Annotated in this window: 13 protein-coding genes; 5 read left to right on the top strand and 8 right to left on the bottom strand. The window is 61.9% G+C overall.

What is annotated here, in order from left to right; genetic code table 11:
* The first annotated feature begins 1235 nt into the window (after positions 1 to 1235).
* Together ABIC65_RS16755 and ABIC65_RS16750 are read left to right on the top strand one after the other, a co-directional pair.
* The gene (locus tag ABIC65_RS16755; RefSeq protein ID WP_121079681.1) at positions 1236 to 1442 is read left to right on the top strand and encodes a DUF5818 domain-containing protein; all 207 of its coding nucleotides are present in this window, start codon (positions 1236 to 1238) and stop codon (positions 1440 to 1442) included.
* Entirely contained in the window at positions 1439 to 1888 is a 450-nt protein-coding gene (locus tag ABIC65_RS16750) for a hypothetical protein (protein WP_354310235.1), read from the top strand. The genes ABIC65_RS16755 and ABIC65_RS16750 overlap by 4 nt, the downstream gene beginning before the upstream one ends.
* A 424-nt stretch (positions 1889 to 2312) precedes the next feature.
* On the opposite strand, the gene ABIC65_RS16745 is transcribed toward ABIC65_RS16750, so the two are convergent.
* The gene (locus ABIC65_RS16745; RefSeq protein ID WP_354310234.1) at positions 2313 to 2681 is read right to left on the bottom strand and encodes a hypothetical protein; all 369 of its coding nucleotides are present in this window, start codon (positions 2679 to 2681) and stop codon (positions 2313 to 2315) included.
* 328 nt (positions 2682 to 3009) lie between these two features.
* On the opposite strand from ABIC65_RS16745, the gene ABIC65_RS16740 reads away from it, so the two are divergent.
* A complete protein-coding gene (locus ABIC65_RS16740; RefSeq protein ID WP_084253398.1) occupies positions 3010 to 3186 on the top strand; it encodes a DUF3606 domain-containing protein in 177 nt (58 codons plus the stop codon).
* Positions 3187 to 3249: 63 nt separating this feature from the next.
* Here ABIC65_RS16740 and ABIC65_RS16735 read toward each other — a convergent pair whose 3' ends face one another.
* From ABIC65_RS16735 to ABIC65_RS16715, 5 genes are all read right to left on the bottom strand, one after another.
* On the bottom strand, positions 3250 to 3519 hold the full coding sequence (locus ABIC65_RS16735) for a hypothetical protein (protein ID WP_354310233.1): 270 nt from the start codon (positions 3517 to 3519) through the stop codon (positions 3250 to 3252).
* A 255-nt stretch (positions 3520 to 3774) separates the two neighbouring features.
* Positions 3775 to 4071: a hypothetical protein gene (locus ABIC65_RS16730; RefSeq protein ID WP_264610173.1), complete on the bottom strand. Its 297-nt coding sequence runs from the start codon at positions 4069 to 4071 to the stop codon at positions 3775 to 3777.
* A 3-nt stretch (positions 4072 to 4074) separates the two neighbouring features.
* The gene (locus ABIC65_RS16725; protein WP_354310232.1) at positions 4075 to 7335 is read right to left on the bottom strand and encodes an error-prone DNA polymerase; all 3261 of its coding nucleotides are present in this window, start codon (positions 7333 to 7335) and stop codon (positions 4075 to 4077) included.
* Positions 7332 to 9122 carry a DNA polymerase Y family protein gene (locus ABIC65_RS16720; protein WP_354310231.1) on the bottom strand — a complete coding sequence of 597 codons (1791 nt, stop codon included), beginning with the start codon at positions 9120 to 9122 and terminating at the stop codon, positions 7332 to 7334. The genes ABIC65_RS16725 and ABIC65_RS16720 overlap by 4 nt, the downstream gene beginning before the upstream one ends.
* Positions 9037 to 9798: an ImuA family protein gene (locus ABIC65_RS16715; protein ID WP_354310230.1), complete on the bottom strand. Its 762-nt coding sequence runs from the start codon at positions 9796 to 9798 to the stop codon at positions 9037 to 9039. The genes ABIC65_RS16720 and ABIC65_RS16715 overlap by 86 nt, the downstream gene beginning before the upstream one ends.
* A 162-nt stretch (positions 9799 to 9960) precedes the next feature.
* On the opposite strand from ABIC65_RS16715, the gene ABIC65_RS16710 reads away from it, so the two are divergent.
* Positions 9961 to 10590, top strand: a complete 630-nt coding sequence (locus ABIC65_RS16710; RefSeq protein WP_354310229.1) for an SOS response-associated peptidase family protein — start codon at positions 9961 to 9963, stop codon at positions 10588 to 10590.
* A gap of 472 nt (positions 10591 to 11062) precedes the next feature.
* On the opposite strand, the gene ABIC65_RS16705 is transcribed toward ABIC65_RS16710, so the two are convergent.
* A complete protein-coding gene (locus ABIC65_RS16705; RefSeq protein WP_354310228.1) occupies positions 11063 to 13645 on the bottom strand; it encodes a DEAD/DEAH box helicase in 2583 nt (860 codons plus the stop codon).
* Between the two features lie 187 nt (positions 13646 to 13832).
* Between ABIC65_RS16705 and ABIC65_RS16700 the strand changes: the two genes are divergently transcribed.
* Positions 13833 to 14606, top strand: coding sequence for a hypothetical protein (locus ABIC65_RS16700; protein WP_354310227.1), 774 nt, complete (start codon positions 13833 to 13835; stop codon positions 14604 to 14606).
* A gap of 675 nt (positions 14607 to 15281) precedes the next feature.
* Here the strand turns inward: ABIC65_RS16700 and ABIC65_RS16695 are convergent.
* Complete coding sequence (locus ABIC65_RS16695) at positions 15282 to 16187, bottom strand: AraC family transcriptional regulator (RefSeq protein WP_354310226.1); 906 nt, start codon at positions 16185 to 16187, stop codon at positions 15282 to 15284.
* Between the last annotated feature and the right edge of the window lie 65 nt (positions 16188 to 16252).

Below are 16252 nucleotides of genomic sequence, written 5' to 3'. Positions count from 1 at the left end.
GAGGTGGTTAACCAGCGCCTGAGGATGATGTGCTCGATAGACCAGTCTCGCGGGCGAACGTGCTCGATAGACGAGCCTCGCAGGCAAACGTGCTTGATAGACGAGCCTCGCAGGCAAACGTGCTTGATAGACGAGCCTCGCGGGCAAACGTGCTCGATAGACGAGCCTCGCGGGCAAACGTGCTCGATAGACGAGCCTCGAGGACAAACGTGCTCGATAGACGAGCCTCGAGGACAAACGTGCTCGATAGACGAGCCTCGCGGGCAAACGTGCTCGATAGACGAGCCTCGCGGGCAAACGTGCTCGATACACGAGCCTCGCGGGCAAACGTGCTCGATAGACGAGCCTCGCGGGCAAACGTGCTCGATAGACGAGCCTCGCGGGCAAACGTGCTCGATAGACGAGCCACGTGGACGAAGGTGCTCGATAGACGAGCCTCGAGGACGAGTGTGCTCGAAAGACTGGTTTTGAGGACAATGAGCCTCAGGGGCAACCACCGCCGGCGCGGCCTAGAGCTACACGCTGCCCGCAGCCGATTATCTGCTCACCGCGACGGTCCTCTACTCGGACGGCGACGGCGAAGACGGCACCGGCTTAGGCTTGGAGGGCCAAAAGCTCGACACGCTGGTGACTCTGGCGCTCGTGGAAATGTCGACGGGCATCCATGGCGCGATCGCCAGCAGCCAGGTCTGCAAGAAGGACCTGTCGATCATTGCAAGCTGGGTCCTTCTCAGTGCCGGCGTCGGCGCGCTCGGTGGCAGCTGTACGAGCACCTACACCACAAGATCACCTCGCTCGCGCTGCGAGAGGCTTACCGGAAGCTCACCACCGACGCGAAGGTGCGGCTTGCGCCGCCGGCGGCCGCCGCAGCGCCAGCACCGGCGCCTGCTGGCGCCAGCGCGACACCAGGGCAGCAGTGAGAAGAGGGGGAGAGGAAGGGCGAGGATGCCAGCTGGGCAGCCTCCCCTTGCCTTTCTGAGAGGTGCGCGATGGAGCTGCAGGCTGATCTCTTTCGGATGCCACGACACGTGAGATGGTCGAGCTGGAGGCCAAGACTCGGCAGCCAATGGCCGCGCCATGTGCTTGGCGGAATGCTGCGAACAAGCCGTGCCGGCGGCTCGCGCACGAGCCGGTTCTCATGGACGGCGAGCAGTTCTTCTACCGAGGGCATCCGATGCTCCACTGCATGCCCGAATGCTTCCGAGTGGCAACCACCCCGGCGACGGAGATTGACGATGGCGTCTGATCCCCCGATGCGGCTCTCCGGCAAAATGACCAGGACGCCGCGCGGCCGCATGCTCTGCGACAATGGCGGCATGCGTTGGCGCCTGACCGGAGAAGCTCTCTCACAATGCGACGACGCCGAGGAGGTCACGATCGAAGGTGTCCGACGCGGCCTCTCCGTGATCGAGGTCTACTATGTCGGAAGGGCTGGCGCATGAACGCTCCTATGCAAATCCAGGCAGCGCACTGCCCATATTGCAAGAACATCCTGTTCCAGAACCTGAAGCGGCATAAGGTTCGAGGCTGCCTCTCCTGCAAGCGGCCGATCGTGATCGCGCGCAGTCCTGTCGGGCGCCCGCGGCTCTACCGGATCTACAGCGTCCTGGACGTCGGCATGATGCTCTATGCACTCCTCACCATTGCACTGATCGCCTTCTTTCTGATGACCGGCCACGGCATCACGGGTTTCGTCAAAGCCTGCAGTACCGCTCTTTTCATCGTCGGATCGGTCCTCTGTGTGGATGGCGTGCTCGCCCTTCGAACAGCGCGGGACAAGACCTGGAACAGGCAAAGGCGCGGAGTAGCTGCAAGGACGCTCGGGGTTGGCAAGATAGCAACCGGTATCCTTGCCTTTTTCATGGTATTTGTAGGCGTCACGCTCTGAAAATTTGTAATTAATTGTCGCAAGCCGTTGATCATCGGAACCGAGATGGTATTCACGCCGCACGACCCAAACTTCGTAGGCGCTCCGTGGTGGAGCGCCATTTTTTTGCATAGGTTATTGGGCTCCGTTTCGCTTGTAATAGATGAAGGTTAGCGCTTCTATTCGCAACGATCGGCTCTTCCTCACGTTCTAGACGCCCAAATGAGGAGCGGTATGAGCGAGAGTCCGACCTATTGTCTCGAAAGAGCCCGCGAGCACCGTGAAGCCGCAGAAGCGACGCCGTTGATCAATGTGCGGCGAAAGCACAGCGAGAGCGCAGAGATGTGGGAGAAGATGGCAGCGCGAAACTCCGTCCTCAGCCGCTATGTCGAAACTCCCTCGGAGGATGGCTCAGCGGAGTAGGCGACGCGTTCACCGCGCTGGCTCAGCTTTGCCCTCCCGCTTGTGCCTCGATCTCTGCCAGCTCGGCACGGTATCGCTCAGTCGATCTCGCTAGGAAGCTTGGAGCATCTGCTGTCGTGCGATCGTCGCGCAGCCGGCGCGCCCAGCGCGTAACGAACGTCTCCACGGTCTTCATCGCGTCGCGCGTATGCTTGGGCGTGGTGATGTGCGTGTCGTTCTCGAGCATAGTAGCGATGCAGAGCGACAAGACGTCAATGACGTCATCAGCGGTGACGACGCCTTCGGAAGACATGGCTCGGAAGCTTTCCATGATCCCAGGAACGACATGTCCGGCAATCGAGAGCTTGTCGGCGTCAGATACCGTGAAATCGGGGGTCGGGGACGCAGCCAATGATATTCTCCACCACGGAAGCCATTGCCGAGGAGAGCCACGCTCGGGCGAGCCCTGCAACGGATGGTTCAAGCAACTTGTAAGCGGCACGTAGGTTCAAGCCCGCATGACAGCAAAGCCCAATAAGAAAGCCCGCTCCGCGAAAGCGAAGTCCAAACGGACCGCCAAAGGATTTCTCAGGAGGAACCGCGGCCTGATTGCAGGCGCGGCAGGTGTGCTGGCCCTCGCCGGGGGTGCATACCTCCAAACGCGGAAGCGGGCCGATGAGCCGGAAGGCCCTTCAGCCGAATAATCACAACAGCTTGGCATCGCTCCAGAAGGTGAAGACATGGCAGACGATAAGACGCAGGTTGGTGGTCAGGATCGCCAGCGGATTTCGCTGAGCGAGGAGTATGAGGTCCGAGACTGGATGGAGTCCTTCGGTGTTTCGAAGGAGAAGCTGGTCGAGGCAGTGAACGCCGTAGGCGATCGTGCCGATGACGTTCGCGAGTATCTGAAGCGCTAACCCGACGAGTGGTACGCAGCGCGCCGAGCAGAGCTGAGGCTCGCTCGGCGCATTTCCGCGGCATCAGCGAGCGGCGCCTCCCGCGCGAGGAGACGGCACATACGGGTAGGCCAAGCGCACCACCTCTGCGGCTTTCTCAATCGCCTCCACTTCCCCAGGCTTACCCTTGGGCTCGATCCGCCAATTAGACCTGGGAGCATCGATGATCGGAAGAGCGGTCACCGGTCCAATCAGCTTCAGCCAGTGCGCTTCATCTTCACCCGCCGCGCCGGCTAGAAGGTGCGCAAGCGAGTTGCGGATATCGTCGGTCGTTGTGGGCTTCGTCTCCGGCATCGTGCCAACCCTTCCTAGCGCTTCAACACCGGAATGGGAGAAATGGTGGCATGCCGCGGCGCCGGCATGTGCTGCACCGCAAGCGGATCACGGCTTGCTGGACGCTGCTGTCCCTGCCGAACCGCGAGAGGATCTTGTCGGCGGGCACGTTGATCGTGCGTCCGCATTCGCAGACGATCCGCATATCCGCGCGCTCAATGGCCCACTCGCCGAGGGTCTTGTACGAGCCTTCGACCTTAGCCGGCATGTCGCGCTCTATCGAAGATCATGCGGCGTCACCTCCTCGTAGCAGCCGGCGCGCCGCAGCTGCCGCACAATGCCGTTGAACGCGGCAGTCACCCCTTGGGACCGCCCAATCTCATTCTCCTGGCCAGCGGCATCCCAGTAGCAGGTCAGTGGCCACTTCTCTGGGCAATGCGGCAGCAGGCAGCGCAGCGCCAAGCGGATCTCGGGCAGATCGACGCGGGATTGCGCGCACCTGGTGACCCCACTTCTCAGAATATGCACTGAGAGCGCGATTACGACGCGCTGATGCCTGGCCAGCTTCGCCATCGATCAATGGAAGTCATGCGACTTGAACCGCACGACGTCTTCCGGGTCCATGCCGTCGGCGTGCGGCGGCCAATATTGGTTGCGCGCCTCGGGCTTCCAGGCCTCGTCGCCGCGGTCCGGGGAGCCTGCGTGCCGCGCCCCGTCACCGCGGCCAGTCTTGTGCGGGAACGACATTTCCCCCACCCTGTGCAGCAGATCGCCGTGGTCGATGATGCGGTCGCAGATGACGTGGATGACCTCGCCTTCCTTCTGCACCCGCCCCTTCAGGCCCACCATCGACGCTGACATGATGGTGCGGCGCTGCGCCTCGAAACGGTCGGGCCAGAGGATCCCATTAGCGATCCCGGTCTCGTCCTCGATCGTAATGAACAAGACCCCCTTCGCCGAACCCGGCTTCTGGCGGACCAGGACAATGCCGGCGACCTCGACGTGTCGGCCGTCGCGGATGTTCGCCAGATCGGCGCATTTGGCAACGCCCCGCCGCCGCAAATCGTCTCGAACGAAGGAGAGCGGATGTGCACGAAGAGACAGCTGCAGCGAGCGATAATCCTCGATCACCTCGCGCCCGTCGGTCAGCGGCCGCAACGCCACCTCCGGCTCCATCCCTTCCGCGCTGAAGCGCTCAGCGGCGCGATCGGCGGCAGCGAAGAGCGGCAGCGGCGCTTCGCCAAGCCCCCTCACCTTCCAGAGTCCTTGCCTCCGATCGGCGCCGAAGCTGTGGAAGGCGTCGCCGTCGGCCAGCTTCTCGATCGACGCGCGCGGGACCCCCGACCGCCGCCACACCTCCTCGACACTGGTGAAGGGCGCGGTGCCCCGCGCCGCCACGATCTTGGCGCCGTCGGCGTTGGACAGCCCGCGAATCTGCCGCAGCCCAAGACGCACGGCCAGGTAGCGGTCGCCCTTCTCGAGCGTGCAGTCCCAGCGGCTCGCATTGATGCAGGGTGGCCGAACCTCAACGCCATGCTCGCGCGCATCGCGGACGATCTGCGCCGGCGCGTAGAAGCCCATGGGCTGCGCGTTCATCAGCGCCGCGCAGAACACGTCAGGGTGATGGTGCTTCATCCAGCACGAGGCGTAGGAGATCTTCGCGAAGGACGCGGCGTGGCTCTCGGGAAAGCCGTAGGAGCCAAAGCCCTCGAGCTGGCGGAAGGTGCGCTCGGCAAACTCGCGCGGGTAGCCCCGCTCGACCATCCCCTCGATCAGCTTCTCGCTGAAGTGGGACACGCCGCCCGTGAACTTGAACGTCGCCATCGCGCGGCGCAGCTGATCCGCCTCGGCCGCGGTGAAGCCGGCCCCGACGATCGCCACGCGCATCGCCTGTTCCTGGAACAGCGGCACGCCCAGCGTCTTCTCGAGCACCGCGCGCAGCTCGGGCCGAGGGTACTCGGGCTTCTCCAGCCCCTCCCGCCGGCGCAGATAGGGATGCACCATGTCGCCCTGGATCGGACCTGGCCGAACGATCGCCACCTGAATGACCAGATCATAGAAGCGCTGCGGCTTCATCCGCGGGAGCATCGACATCTGCGCGCGGGACTCGATCTGGAACGTACCGAGGGTGTCGGCCTTCTGGATCATGCCGAACACTGCAGGATCATCCTCCTGCAGATCCTTCATCTCGACGTGCACGCCCTTTTCGGCCTCGAGCAGGTTGAAGGCCCGGTTCATGCAGCCGAGCATGCCCAATCCGAGGATGTCTACCTTCATAAATTTTAATGCATCAATGTCGTCTTTGTCCCACTCAATGATCTGGCGATCGTCCATTGCCGCCGGTTCGATGGGCACCAGATCGTCGAGGCGATCATGCGTCAGGACGAAGCCTCCCGGGTGCTGGCTCATGTGCCGCGGAACCCCGATCAGCTTGCGGGCAAGCTCGAGCGTCAGCCGTAGCCGGCGATCGCCGATATCGAGGTTGAGCTCCTCGACCTGCTTGTCCCCTACCCCCTCGGCCGACCAGCCCCAGACCAGGCCCGCAAGCGAGGAGGTCAGATCCTCGGGCAAGCCGAGCGCCTTGCCGACGTCACGCACGGCACCGCGCGCGCGGTAGCGGGTGACGACAGCGGTCAGCGCCGAGCGATCACGACCATAGGTCTCGTAGATCCACTGGATGATCTCCTCACGACGCTCATGCTCGAAGTCGACGTCGATATCCGGCGGCTCGCGCCGCTCGCCGGAGACGAAGCGCTCGAACAGCAGCTCGTGCTTGATCGGATCGATCGAGGTGACGCCGAGCACGAAGCACACGCAGGAGTTGGCGGCCGAGCCCCGACCCTGGCAGAGGATCCCACGCCGGCGCGCCTCGCGCACGATCGCGTAGACGGTGAGAAAGTACGGCGCATAGCCCAGCTCCTCGATCAGCTTGAGCTCGTGCGCGATCTGGTTGGTGTAGGCAGCCGGCACGTCGCCGTCGAACATCTGGCCGACCGCCTCTGTGGCCAGCTGCGTAAGCGCTTCTTGGGCGGTCAGGCCGTCGATCAGCCGCTCATGTGGGTATTGGTAGGCCAGCTCGCCCAGGTCGAAGGTGCAGGCACTGGCGATGTCGACACTCGCCTGCAGCGCATCGGGATAAGCGCGGAAGCGCCGGATCATCTCGTCGGGCGACTTCAGCGCGCGATCGGCGTTCACCTCGCGGCGATAGCCGAGCTCGTCCACGGTGCATTTCTCTCGCACAGCAGTTACCACGTCCTGCAGCAGCCGCGCGTCGGGTGCATGATAAAGCACATCGCCGGTCACGACCGCGCGCACGCCGGCACCTCCTGCTTGCCTCGCCAGCGCATCGATCCGCACCGCGTCCCCGGGGCGACGGCGTTGGAACAGTGCCATGTAGCCGCGCCGCCCATAGACCTTCTTCAGGTCTCGGAGGGCGGCCAGGTTCTCCTCGTCCGCCTCGTGGGGCAGCAGGATGGCGACGACGCCTTCAGACCAAGGCTCGAGATCGTGCCAGTGGAGTAGGCATCCCCCCTTCCCTGCCCGCTTCTTGCCGACGGTGAGCAGTCGCGTGATCCGGGACCAGGCAGGGCGGTCGGTCGGATAGAGAAGCAGCCGGCGGCCGCAGGAGAGATCCACGCGCGTGCCCGCGATCGAGCGGACACCCGTCGCCTTCTGCGCCTCCCATGCTCGCACAACGCCGGCAACGGTGCCGATATCGCTGATGCCGATCGCCGGGTAGCCGAGCAGCGCCGCCGCGACGAACAGTTCGTCAGGGCTCGATGCACCGCGCAGCAGCGAGAAATGGGTGAGCACCTGCAGCTCGACATAGCGGCTCATCCGAACACACCATGAATCCACCAGGAGAGGTCGCCGGTGTTGTCTTGGAAGCCGTCCCCGCGGCGGAATACCCAGTAGCGGCCGCCCTCCTCGTCCTCGACGCGGTAATAGTCGCGAACCGCCCAGGTCTCAGCATCGCGGCGCCACCACTCACCGTGAACGCGCTCAGGCCCATCGCCGCCGACGATCGTGTAGCGCTTGCCTCGCCACTCGAAGCGGCGCGGAGGCTGATCGGGCAGCAGCGCCAGCACGTTGAAGAGGGGCTCGGGTCGCGCGAACAGCCGGATCGGGCGCTGCCAACCCGGCCACTCTCCCGGTTGCTCATTAGCATCGACCTGCGCGACCGCGCGCTCCGGCACATGGCTCTCGACAGGAGCGATGCGGAAGACCGCACTGGGGCCGATCCTACCGGCGATGACGTCGACGAGGCGCGAGGGGTCGCGGACCATCGTGTCGCCGGCGAGCACCGCGCCCAGGTCAACGGCATCGAGCGGCTCGGTATGAGGAGCGACAAGCCAGAACTGCTCGAGGCCCATGCCGGGATCGATGCGACCGATGCGCAGCTTCAGCAGGCGGAGAAGGTGCGATACCTCGCGCGTCGGCCGCGATGTGCCGATCGCCACCACCTGCTCGCCGCCGTCGACGCGCAGACCCGTCAACCGGAGCGAGCGGGCGCCGAGCCCCCGCTCCTGCAGCACTTGGGCCAGGTCGCCCAGCAGATCGCCCATCACCTGCTCAATCGCCTCGGCGGTGCCGATCGGCTCCAGCAACCGGCGCTCGACGAAAGGCACCTCAGCGTCTTCCCGGGGCGTGATGGGTTCGGCTACCGCGCCAAGCGCCTGATCGAGGCGCTCGATAGCTGGCAGACCAAGGCGGCGAGCCAGCGGGCCGCGCGCGACGGGCAGGAGATCGGCCACGCGCTCGAACCCGAACTTGCGAGCTGCAGCTTGTGCAGGCGCGGATAGGCGAAGAGCGGCTATCGGCAGCGGTGCGAGCGCATCGGCCGTCTTGCCAGGCTCAACCCGGGTCAGATCCTCTCTGCCGTAGCGGGCGAGGGCATGTGCGGCGCCGGGAGTATCGGCGACGGCGACGCGCGCGGTGAAGCCAGCTCGCCGGCAGAACTGCCGGAGCCGCCGGCAGAACCGCTCCTCACCGCCATGCAGGTGTTCGCAGCCGGTGAGGTCGATCCAGATCCCGTCGATCGGCGTCGCCGCCGCCGTGGGTGACCAGCGGCGCACCGCCAGCAGCGCTAGGCGATCGAGAAGCGCTGCATCAGCCTCGGGATCCGCAGGCCGGAAGTCCAGGTCCGAAACCAATGCGCGGGCATGCGTAGCGGCCATGCCGGGGCGGATGCCCAGCGCCTGCGCGCCCACACACGCGGCCACGACCTCCTCCCGGCGGCCGACCTTGCCCACCAGCGCCAGCGGTGCTTCTGATGTGGTTTCAATATGAAAACGCGATGCTTCTGCGGTGTTTACGCCATGAATTGCCTTGTACGGGTTGCTGGCGGGCTCCGAGCGTCGGCCGAGTTCGCGCATCGGCGGCTTGGCGTGCGAGGGCAGCGCCGCGATCTGCGCTTCAACGTTGGCGCGGGGATCCGCACCTTGCCGCGCCCAGCGAGCACCAGGTCGCCAACCCCCGCCCCTCGGCACCGAGCAAGCGCCGGGATCATCGTCGACGGGGAGCTGAAGCGGCGGCCGCTCAGGCGGCCGCGATGCGGGCCGTTCCAACCGTCTCAGCCGCTCGATGGCCAAGTTCGGCAGGAACAGCGAGACGACCCGTCTCATCGCTACCCTCCACAATCAGGGAGAAGGAGGCCCCACCACGCTGGCGCGCCAGCTCCACCAACCAGCGCGACCGCCCCACACCAGCGACGCTCAGCCGCTCGGACGGCGCAGCACCGATGCGCCACCGCGTCCATGCAGCCGACGGTTCGTCCAAGGGATCCTGGTCACGCGCGCGCCGGCGGCGCAGCAGCAGCACCGGCATATCCGCCTCGGCGGCAACCAGCTGCAGGCGGCGTGTTGCGACCATCGACACCCGGGTTGCCTCGGCCACGACCACAGACGGGGTGCCGTCGCGCACCGCGTCCTCGATAACGGCCAGAAGCGCGGCATCGTCCTTAGGCTGCGCGAAGATCACGCTAGAGGATGGCAGGCCGGCTTGGGCCAGGCCTGGCGCGTAGAGGTCGCTGCGGCAGCTCGCCCACAGCACCGGACCACCCGCTCCCGCCGCCTCGCGTGCGGCGATGCCGGCGAGGAAGAGCGTCGTGGCGGCATCGTCGACCATCGTGACGCTCCGCGCCGACGCCTCGTGCAGCGCACCGGCACGCAGCCCCCCTGCCCCGAGCCGGTTGTCGATCTCCTCAACCCCGAACGGCAGCACCCGGTAGTCGGTCGCCGGCGTGGCGATCGTTCGGAGCTGCGCTAGGGTCGGCGCGAAAGACTCGAGGGCGACGGACATCGTGTTCTAAGACTCTACTCGTTCTCTTTATGTTCCATTAAGCCGCCCGATCGGTCAAGGCAGGGACAATCACTGAGCTGTGGATTGACGGAACGGACGTGCAACATGCCGCCGCTACCCGAGGGCCGTTGCAGATGGGGCGCCGGATGCTAGCTTGCCCAGATGTGCAACAGAGCCCGCTATAGCGGTGAACCCGAAACGCTGTTTGGATCCGCGGCCGAGCTGTTTGAGGAGCGGCCTCGAGACAACCGGTTCAACCCGGTCGAGCTGCGACCGAAGTCGCGGAACTATGTGATCCGCGAACAAGACGGCAAGCGGGCTTGGGATGTGATGACCTGGGACGTCCTCGGCGGACAAGCCCCCTACCCGATGACGAACGTGAGGAACCTCAAGCTCCCGCAGTGGCGCCGGCTAGCTGAGAAGCCTGAGAACCGATGCATCATTCCGCTGACCGAGTTTGCCGAGTTCACCCCTGACAAGCACGATCTCGGGGACGGCAAGCCGCCGCTGAAGGGAGAAATGTGGTTCAGCGTCGTGGATCAACCGACCTTCGCCGTTGCGGGCTTCTGGCAGCGAACCACCGCCGGGCCGAGCTTCACGATGGTTACCTGTGACGCGAACGAGCTCGTCAAGCCGATCCACCCAAAAGCCATGATCACGATCTTAGAGCCTCAGGATATCGACCGCTGGCTGACCGGCACATACGCGGAGATCGTGGAGCTGCAGCGTCCTTATGACGCTGCCAAGATGACCGTCAGAGGACCCGCATTCCCCACCCGTGGGCGCGGATGACGTTGGTTTATCGAGGCGTAAGGGCCAGCGACTCCTGGGAGGCGATGATGCACGGGTCCGGGGGTCACCTGCGTTATTGAACTCGCAGCCGATTCAACCTATTGTCGATCCTGCGAATGCCAGTGCGGAAACACACTTGGTAGATAAAGAGGCCCCGGGGTTGCCGCCCCGGGGCCTCAATCGTTTGGGGGGGCGGTTGCCGCCACCCCCCCGCCCGTGTGCTACTTCTGGCGTGCCACCTCGATGACCTTCAAAAGAAGGGTTCCGAAGGCGAACAACACCAGAAGCAAGGTGCACAGGTCTGCGAATGCCATTGTGCTCGTACTCCTGATAGGGGGCGACGGGATGCCGCCCCGAACCGGATATAAGGCCAACGTTGTGGTTTGTTACCGCCGTCACACGCGAGCATCTGCCACCGCCGCGATGGAGCCGGCAACAGCGCTCAGGTAGCGACATCTAGTCCGCTCGGCCTCTAAAACGTGGTTGCCGACTTCAATGGCGTGAGCCTTTGACGCAGAGACAGGGGATCTAAGCCGTTCGCAGCATACGCAGCCATGGCGTCCTCTCGCCAAAAAAGGTCACCTGGGCCAGGATAAGAAGTTCGTAAGGACCGGATAACGCTGACGGCATTTTTCGCCCAAACCCGGAATTCCTCCGAGTTCCAGAATGCGACATCTCCAAGATGTAGCGCGGCATCGTCATCTGCACCCTTGATACCACTAACCAAAACCGGTAGTATCTGCGTCTTATCCGTGAACTTAAATCTGTTCCGAAGCCATATGGGATGGCTGGCGACCTGCCTAGCTTTCACAACACCGAGAGTGCTGTCTGGCTGCGCCTCAGTGTAGTCCTCAAAGACAATCGCAAAGGTATCATCTGCGATCCACCAACCGTCAGGAGCCGCATTCGTTTCTTCGTTGCCGGCCTCAAATCCAAGAAGAGAGCCAAGCTCCTTCTGGCCTCTTTCGAATGCCTTGTGCTCGTCCTGATCAATCGACTCCAAGATCGCTTTTTCGACCTTGACGAATTTTTCATCGTGCCTCGTCCCCAGCTCGGCAAAGCGCTGTTCTAATCGCTCAATCAGCGGAGCCGCGGTGCTGCCTGGTCGAGCCTCTTCCTCGGCAGGAGCGCCACGATCGTTTGAAAGGTCGCGAAACCAGTGAACCGACGGGGCCGACTTGGCGGCCATACGGTAATACTCCCTCGCGGCGCTGCTAAGGTCGGAGAGACCTGAAGCAGTCACCTGGCTCGCTGCATCGCCAGCGAGGTAATTCCAGAGCGCGCGATACCCCTTAAGGCCCCCGTCCTGCAGAATCGTCAGTATCTTCTTAGCGGCCTCTAACGCTGCCTCTGGATTATTATCCCATAGGGCATATTGGAACGCCACCTCCTGAGAAGCCGCCTCGCGAAGCTGATCTAGCGCCGGTAAGGTTGTCTGAACTGCCTCACCACGCAATCGTCGGATTTGGTTGTCGGCAGCCTTCCACTCCTCGCCGCGAGCGTAAAAGATCCGAAGGTTGTCGAGCATTTCCTCTGCTGTGCCTGACTCTGACATGCCGAAAGTGATCTCAGCCTGCAGCTCTGGATGAAGAGCCGTTCTCGTTTCCTTCTTGCTGATGTAAGTATGTAAGTTCTCGCCAAGTAGAATTACAGCGGAGTAGTCAGTCGCGGAGCGGGTGCATCGACCAACTGCCTGGACGAAGCGAGTCTTAATCCTGTCTGCAAGAAGAAGCCCTGCACTCATTCGCGATTGAAGAAATCTCTCCTGCAGATTTGAGGCAGACGGTAGGTCGCGCATGACCAGAAGACGGCACTGATCATCGGCAAAGTCAATGCCGTCGTACCTATTCGCTAGTACGGCGACGGCAGCTTCCGCTTCTACAAAGGGCGCCTTTGACTCTTCAATCTGCTTAGCGTTAAAAACCGGGTACTGGATTGTACTCGCAATCTCCGCCTCAACTACAGCAGCGCGTCGAAAGTCGGGAACCAAGACAACAGCTTTCTTGGCTTCCTCGATCGCGGCGCACTGTAGTGCATTTTGCTCCTCCTCCGCCAGAGCCTTGCCAGGCATGAGGAAAAAGCGACGTCCGACCCCTTGAGCGTTGAAGTCTTCACTCACGCTCAGGCGCGTGATCTTAGGCACGCCAGTGACCCGCTCCAAGTCTCCACCCTCGCCTAGCGTGGCTGACATGAAAATTCGTTGCTTCGCCTTCGCAAACGGGGAGTAGCGCATTGTCGGCGGCACTAACGGCCGGATAAGGATTTCCCCCGCACTTATATAGAACCGGCACGCAGCGAGGTGCCCCCTCACCTCTTGCCACCGCCACCTCAGGTCATCCCCAGCAAGATGCTCATCCAGTGCTGCAATCAATTGCGGCTCGATGGATCGAATGAACTGCGTCGCGACCATATCGACCCAGGACATATCACCAGATGTCTGGGCATCGTCACGAAGCGTCTTAACATCCAGTGCAGATAGGCACGGGGAGAGGATTTCCGTTAAGACGGCGAAAAGCGCTTTGTGAGACACTCTCTCGATCTGTAGGGACCAATGCTGCGTCATGTAGTTTTCGGCGGCATGAGCGTCGTCGAAAATAAGAAGATGCGGCTCGTCAAAAAATGTCTTAGCGTTAAACAGTCCACCGTATGTGGTTACGGCGATAACGTCCCCAGACTGGAATCTGCCTTTGTCTTCAGGCTTATAACTCGACTTTTTTCCTACGAAAGCCGCAATAGACTCGCCGAAGCCATACTTTCCGCGTGCTTCCTCAACTACTTGGTGCGCCAGCTGGTGCGTCGGGCAGACGTAAACAACACGCTCATGCTCTTTCCGGCGTCGCCATTCTGCTATTAGTGTACCGACAAGGGTCTTTCCACTGCCTGTAGGAAGCTTAATGGCGACATTCGAGGACGACATCGCTTTTTGCTGATATTCGGTGAGAACGTGGCCTTGATGGGTCAAAAGCCCTTTGAACACGCGGTCGCTAAAGTCGAGAAACATTCGCTCTGGCGACTCCAGAGAGATGTTTGACGCCGCTCCAAACTTGAATGCCACAGATAGCTCCTTGATGACCGGCGCCTAACGTGCACTCGGCGTGCTGGAGATCCAAGTCTATCTTCCTTACCGTTCGGCTAACGGTTCCCACGATTATATACCGGCCTTGCGGCAGCCAGCGGCCGCGGTCCGTCGGCGTGGCAGTCGAGGGCTGGAAAAGGCTACGAGCCCGCTGTAGGATCTATCGGTGGAATCATCGATCATAAACGCGAGCGAGCTACTAAGTGCACTTCGCTTCATCGTTGAACAGGCAGCTCACGTCGATGAGTGTCGCCGCAGAAACCTTGTTTTTAGCCTGCATAGCCAAAGTATAGGCAGAACGCTGAAGGTGCTGCTGTCGGCGGCAAGGGCATGGAGCATGCCGCAACTCAGCCATGTCATCCTTGAGGTTGAAGACGCTCATAACGTTTATTGTGTAGGCGGACTTAGCATCCATTCGGCAGAAGCCGTCCGTTATCAGCGTTCGTTAGAGAACCTGAAGGTAGTCCTGGAAAAAGGTCTTTCAGACAAGTACATCGTTCTCGGAAGTTCTAATTTGGGCCTCAGTGAATTCGGTGACATTGAGAAGAAGTTGCCCGCTATCGTGGCAGATGTGTCCGCTGCTATCCGCTGCCTTGAACTACAATGCAGCACAGCGAGCGTTTTTCACATGATGAGGGCTTTGGAGGCGACGTTAAGGGCCGTCGGGAAACGGCTTCGCATTGAAATTGAGCCGAGCAAGGAAAATTGGTATCAAATTGTTCAACACGTTAACAAAGCGGTAGATGCGCTCCCCAGCAAAACACGAACGCAAGCGGCTAAAAAGCAGCAATATGGTGCGCTTTCGGCGCACCTCAACGCGGTTAGGATCAGCTGGCGCAATGAAGTGATGCACCCGAATGCCTCCTACAGCGCAGAAGAGGCCGCAGAGGTCCTGGCGCACTCGAAGGTTCTCATACGGCATGTAACCAGAATGATTTGAGGTTGGTTCTTGAGGGAAAAATGGCTCGTGCTTCGCTGATGAAGCTCACATACGCTGCCAAACAATTTCTGTACGTTCCCTGAGGCGTATGGTGAATTCGGGATCGCCTCGGGTCGTGGAACTTCAAACGAATTCCCGGTTCCCCTCCCCCGGCTCGGGGGTCCACGCTTCAAGGATATCTGGGTCGGGCGAGTAGCCAGTCCAGGAATTGTTTCGCTTGCCGATGCGGGATTTGGGAGGTGCCTTTTGGGTATGCCTTTCGAGCACTGGGCGGGAGCCGGTGCTTCAAGCGTCCTGCAACGACTCAAAACAGACTGGCCCTTGAGGACCAGGTAAAGCAGACCGCTGGGATCGGATCGTCAGAGCTGTCGGAAAACACATGATTGCGGGCGAGCTCTGCTAACGAGGCGAGTACAACGGGCGATATGGTTCCGAGGCGAATGTCGCTTCGGCTAGCGCCCCTCAGAGGAACCTGCCTCGTCCGAGGCTGTCCGAAACCACCTGTTTGTCGTACATTCCTTTCGACAACAGGGTTTTCCGCCACTCCGCCGCCGGCATTGGGCAAAGCCGCCGTTCACAACGCTCGGTTCTGATGACCGCTTTCAGCAATAGCTGCCGCGATCGCTTAGCCCGCCATGCAGATGATAGCGGTGGGCCGGAATCTGCTCGTTGCAGCTAAACGGCGAATGCCGTCCGCGCATATCGCATCGGCGGCATCCCGACATGCCGTGAAAAAGCGGTGCTGAACGTACTTGCCGAACCGTACCCAACCTGAGTTGCGACGTGCTCGATCGACACCCGATCCGCGCGCAGCAGTCTTTTGGCTAGCGCCATGCGCCATGCTAAAAGATATTCCATCGGCGGCAGCCCGACGATCCGGCTGAAACGGGCAAAAAAAGCCGAACGGGACATCGCAGCCTCTGCAGCAAGATCAACGACCGTCCATCCGTGCGCGGGGCGCGCATGCATGGCGCGCAAGGCCGAGACGAGGCGATCGTCTGACAAACCTCGCGCAACGCTCGGCACCGAGGTTGTATCGACCCCGCTCCGAAGCGTCTCGATCAGCAGAACTTCAAGCAAGCGCTCAAGCACCAGTTCGCGGCCCGGCCGGGACTGACGGCTCTCGTCCCCCACCAACTGAAGCAACAAGGCAAGGCGTGGCTCGCCCCTCGCGACAATCATTGCCGGCAATAGGGAGACGAGCAAAGCGGCATCTGGCGAGGCGAAGCTGCACAAGCCAACCTGCAGTTTCAAGTTCACGGGTTCGCCAGACGGCCCGACTCGAAATCGTCCCTCACCCATTTCGGTTGGCATCATCTCGACCCCGTGCGGCGGCGCGTCGATGCTTTCGACAATGTGATCGTTGGTCGATGGGGACAGCACGAAATCGCCCTTTTGCACGATGATCGGCGGACGACCGGAAGATACGACGCGGCACTCCCCATCAAGCACAGCGAAAAAGACCGGCTTGCCTTCAATGTTGCGACGGATGCGCCAGCGTCCGGCATATTCGACAAGCTTGGAGTAGCTGGCCGAGGGCTGGAGAAGCGTCACGATCTCAGCAAGCGGATCGACATTCATATCAAGACTATCGCCAATGGAATCGAGACATCAACGCATAGCCGATCTCTCGATCGGCTGCCATA

Source organism: Sphingomonas trueperi (assembly GCF_040545665.1).
Taxonomy (GTDB): Bacteria; Pseudomonadota; Alphaproteobacteria; order Sphingomonadales; family Sphingomonadaceae; genus Sphingomonas; species Sphingomonas trueperi_B.
The sequence above is the reverse complement of the archived record's forward strand: the minus strand, read 5'-3'. Positions and strand labels throughout refer to the sequence as shown.

What these genes read in the sequence shown, in the direction of transcription:
- ABIC65_RS16755 (WP_121079681.1), top strand. Translation starts at nt 1,236, where the DNA reads ATGGCGTCTGATCCCCCGATGCGGCTCTCCGGCAAAATGACCAGGACG.
- ABIC65_RS16750 (WP_354310235.1), top strand. Translation starts at nt 1,439, where the DNA reads ATGAACGCTCCTATGCAAATCCAGGCAGCGCACTGCCCATATTGCAAG.
- ABIC65_RS16740 (WP_084253398.1), top strand. Translation starts at nt 3,010, where the DNA reads ATGGCAGACGATAAGACGCAGGTTGGTGGTCAGGATCGCCAGCGGATT.
- ABIC65_RS16735 (WP_354310233.1), bottom strand. Translation starts at nt 3,519, where the DNA reads ATGCCGGAGACGAAGCCCACAACGACCGACGATATCCGCAACTCGCTT.
- ABIC65_RS16730 (WP_264610173.1), bottom strand. Translation starts at nt 4,071, where the DNA reads ATGGCGAAGCTGGCCAGGCATCAGCGCGTCGTAATCGCGCTCTCAGTG.
- ABIC65_RS16725 (WP_354310232.1), bottom strand. Translation starts at nt 7,335, where the DNA reads ATGAGCCGCTATGTCGAGCTGCAGGTGCTCACCCATTTCTCGCTGCTG.
- ABIC65_RS16720 (WP_354310231.1), bottom strand. Translation starts at nt 9,122, where the DNA reads ATGAGACGGGTCGTCTCGCTGTTCCTGCCGAACTTGGCCATCGAGCGG.
- ABIC65_RS16715 (WP_354310230.1), bottom strand. Translation starts at nt 9,798, where the DNA reads ATGTCCGTCGCCCTCGAGTCTTTCGCGCCGACCCTAGCGCAGCTCCGA.
- ABIC65_RS16710 (WP_354310229.1), top strand. Translation starts at nt 9,961, where the DNA reads ATGTGCAACAGAGCCCGCTATAGCGGTGAACCCGAAACGCTGTTTGGA.
- ABIC65_RS16695 (WP_354310226.1), bottom strand. Translation starts at nt 16,187, where the DNA reads ATGAATGTCGATCCGCTTGCTGAGATCGTGACGCTTCTCCAGCCCTCG.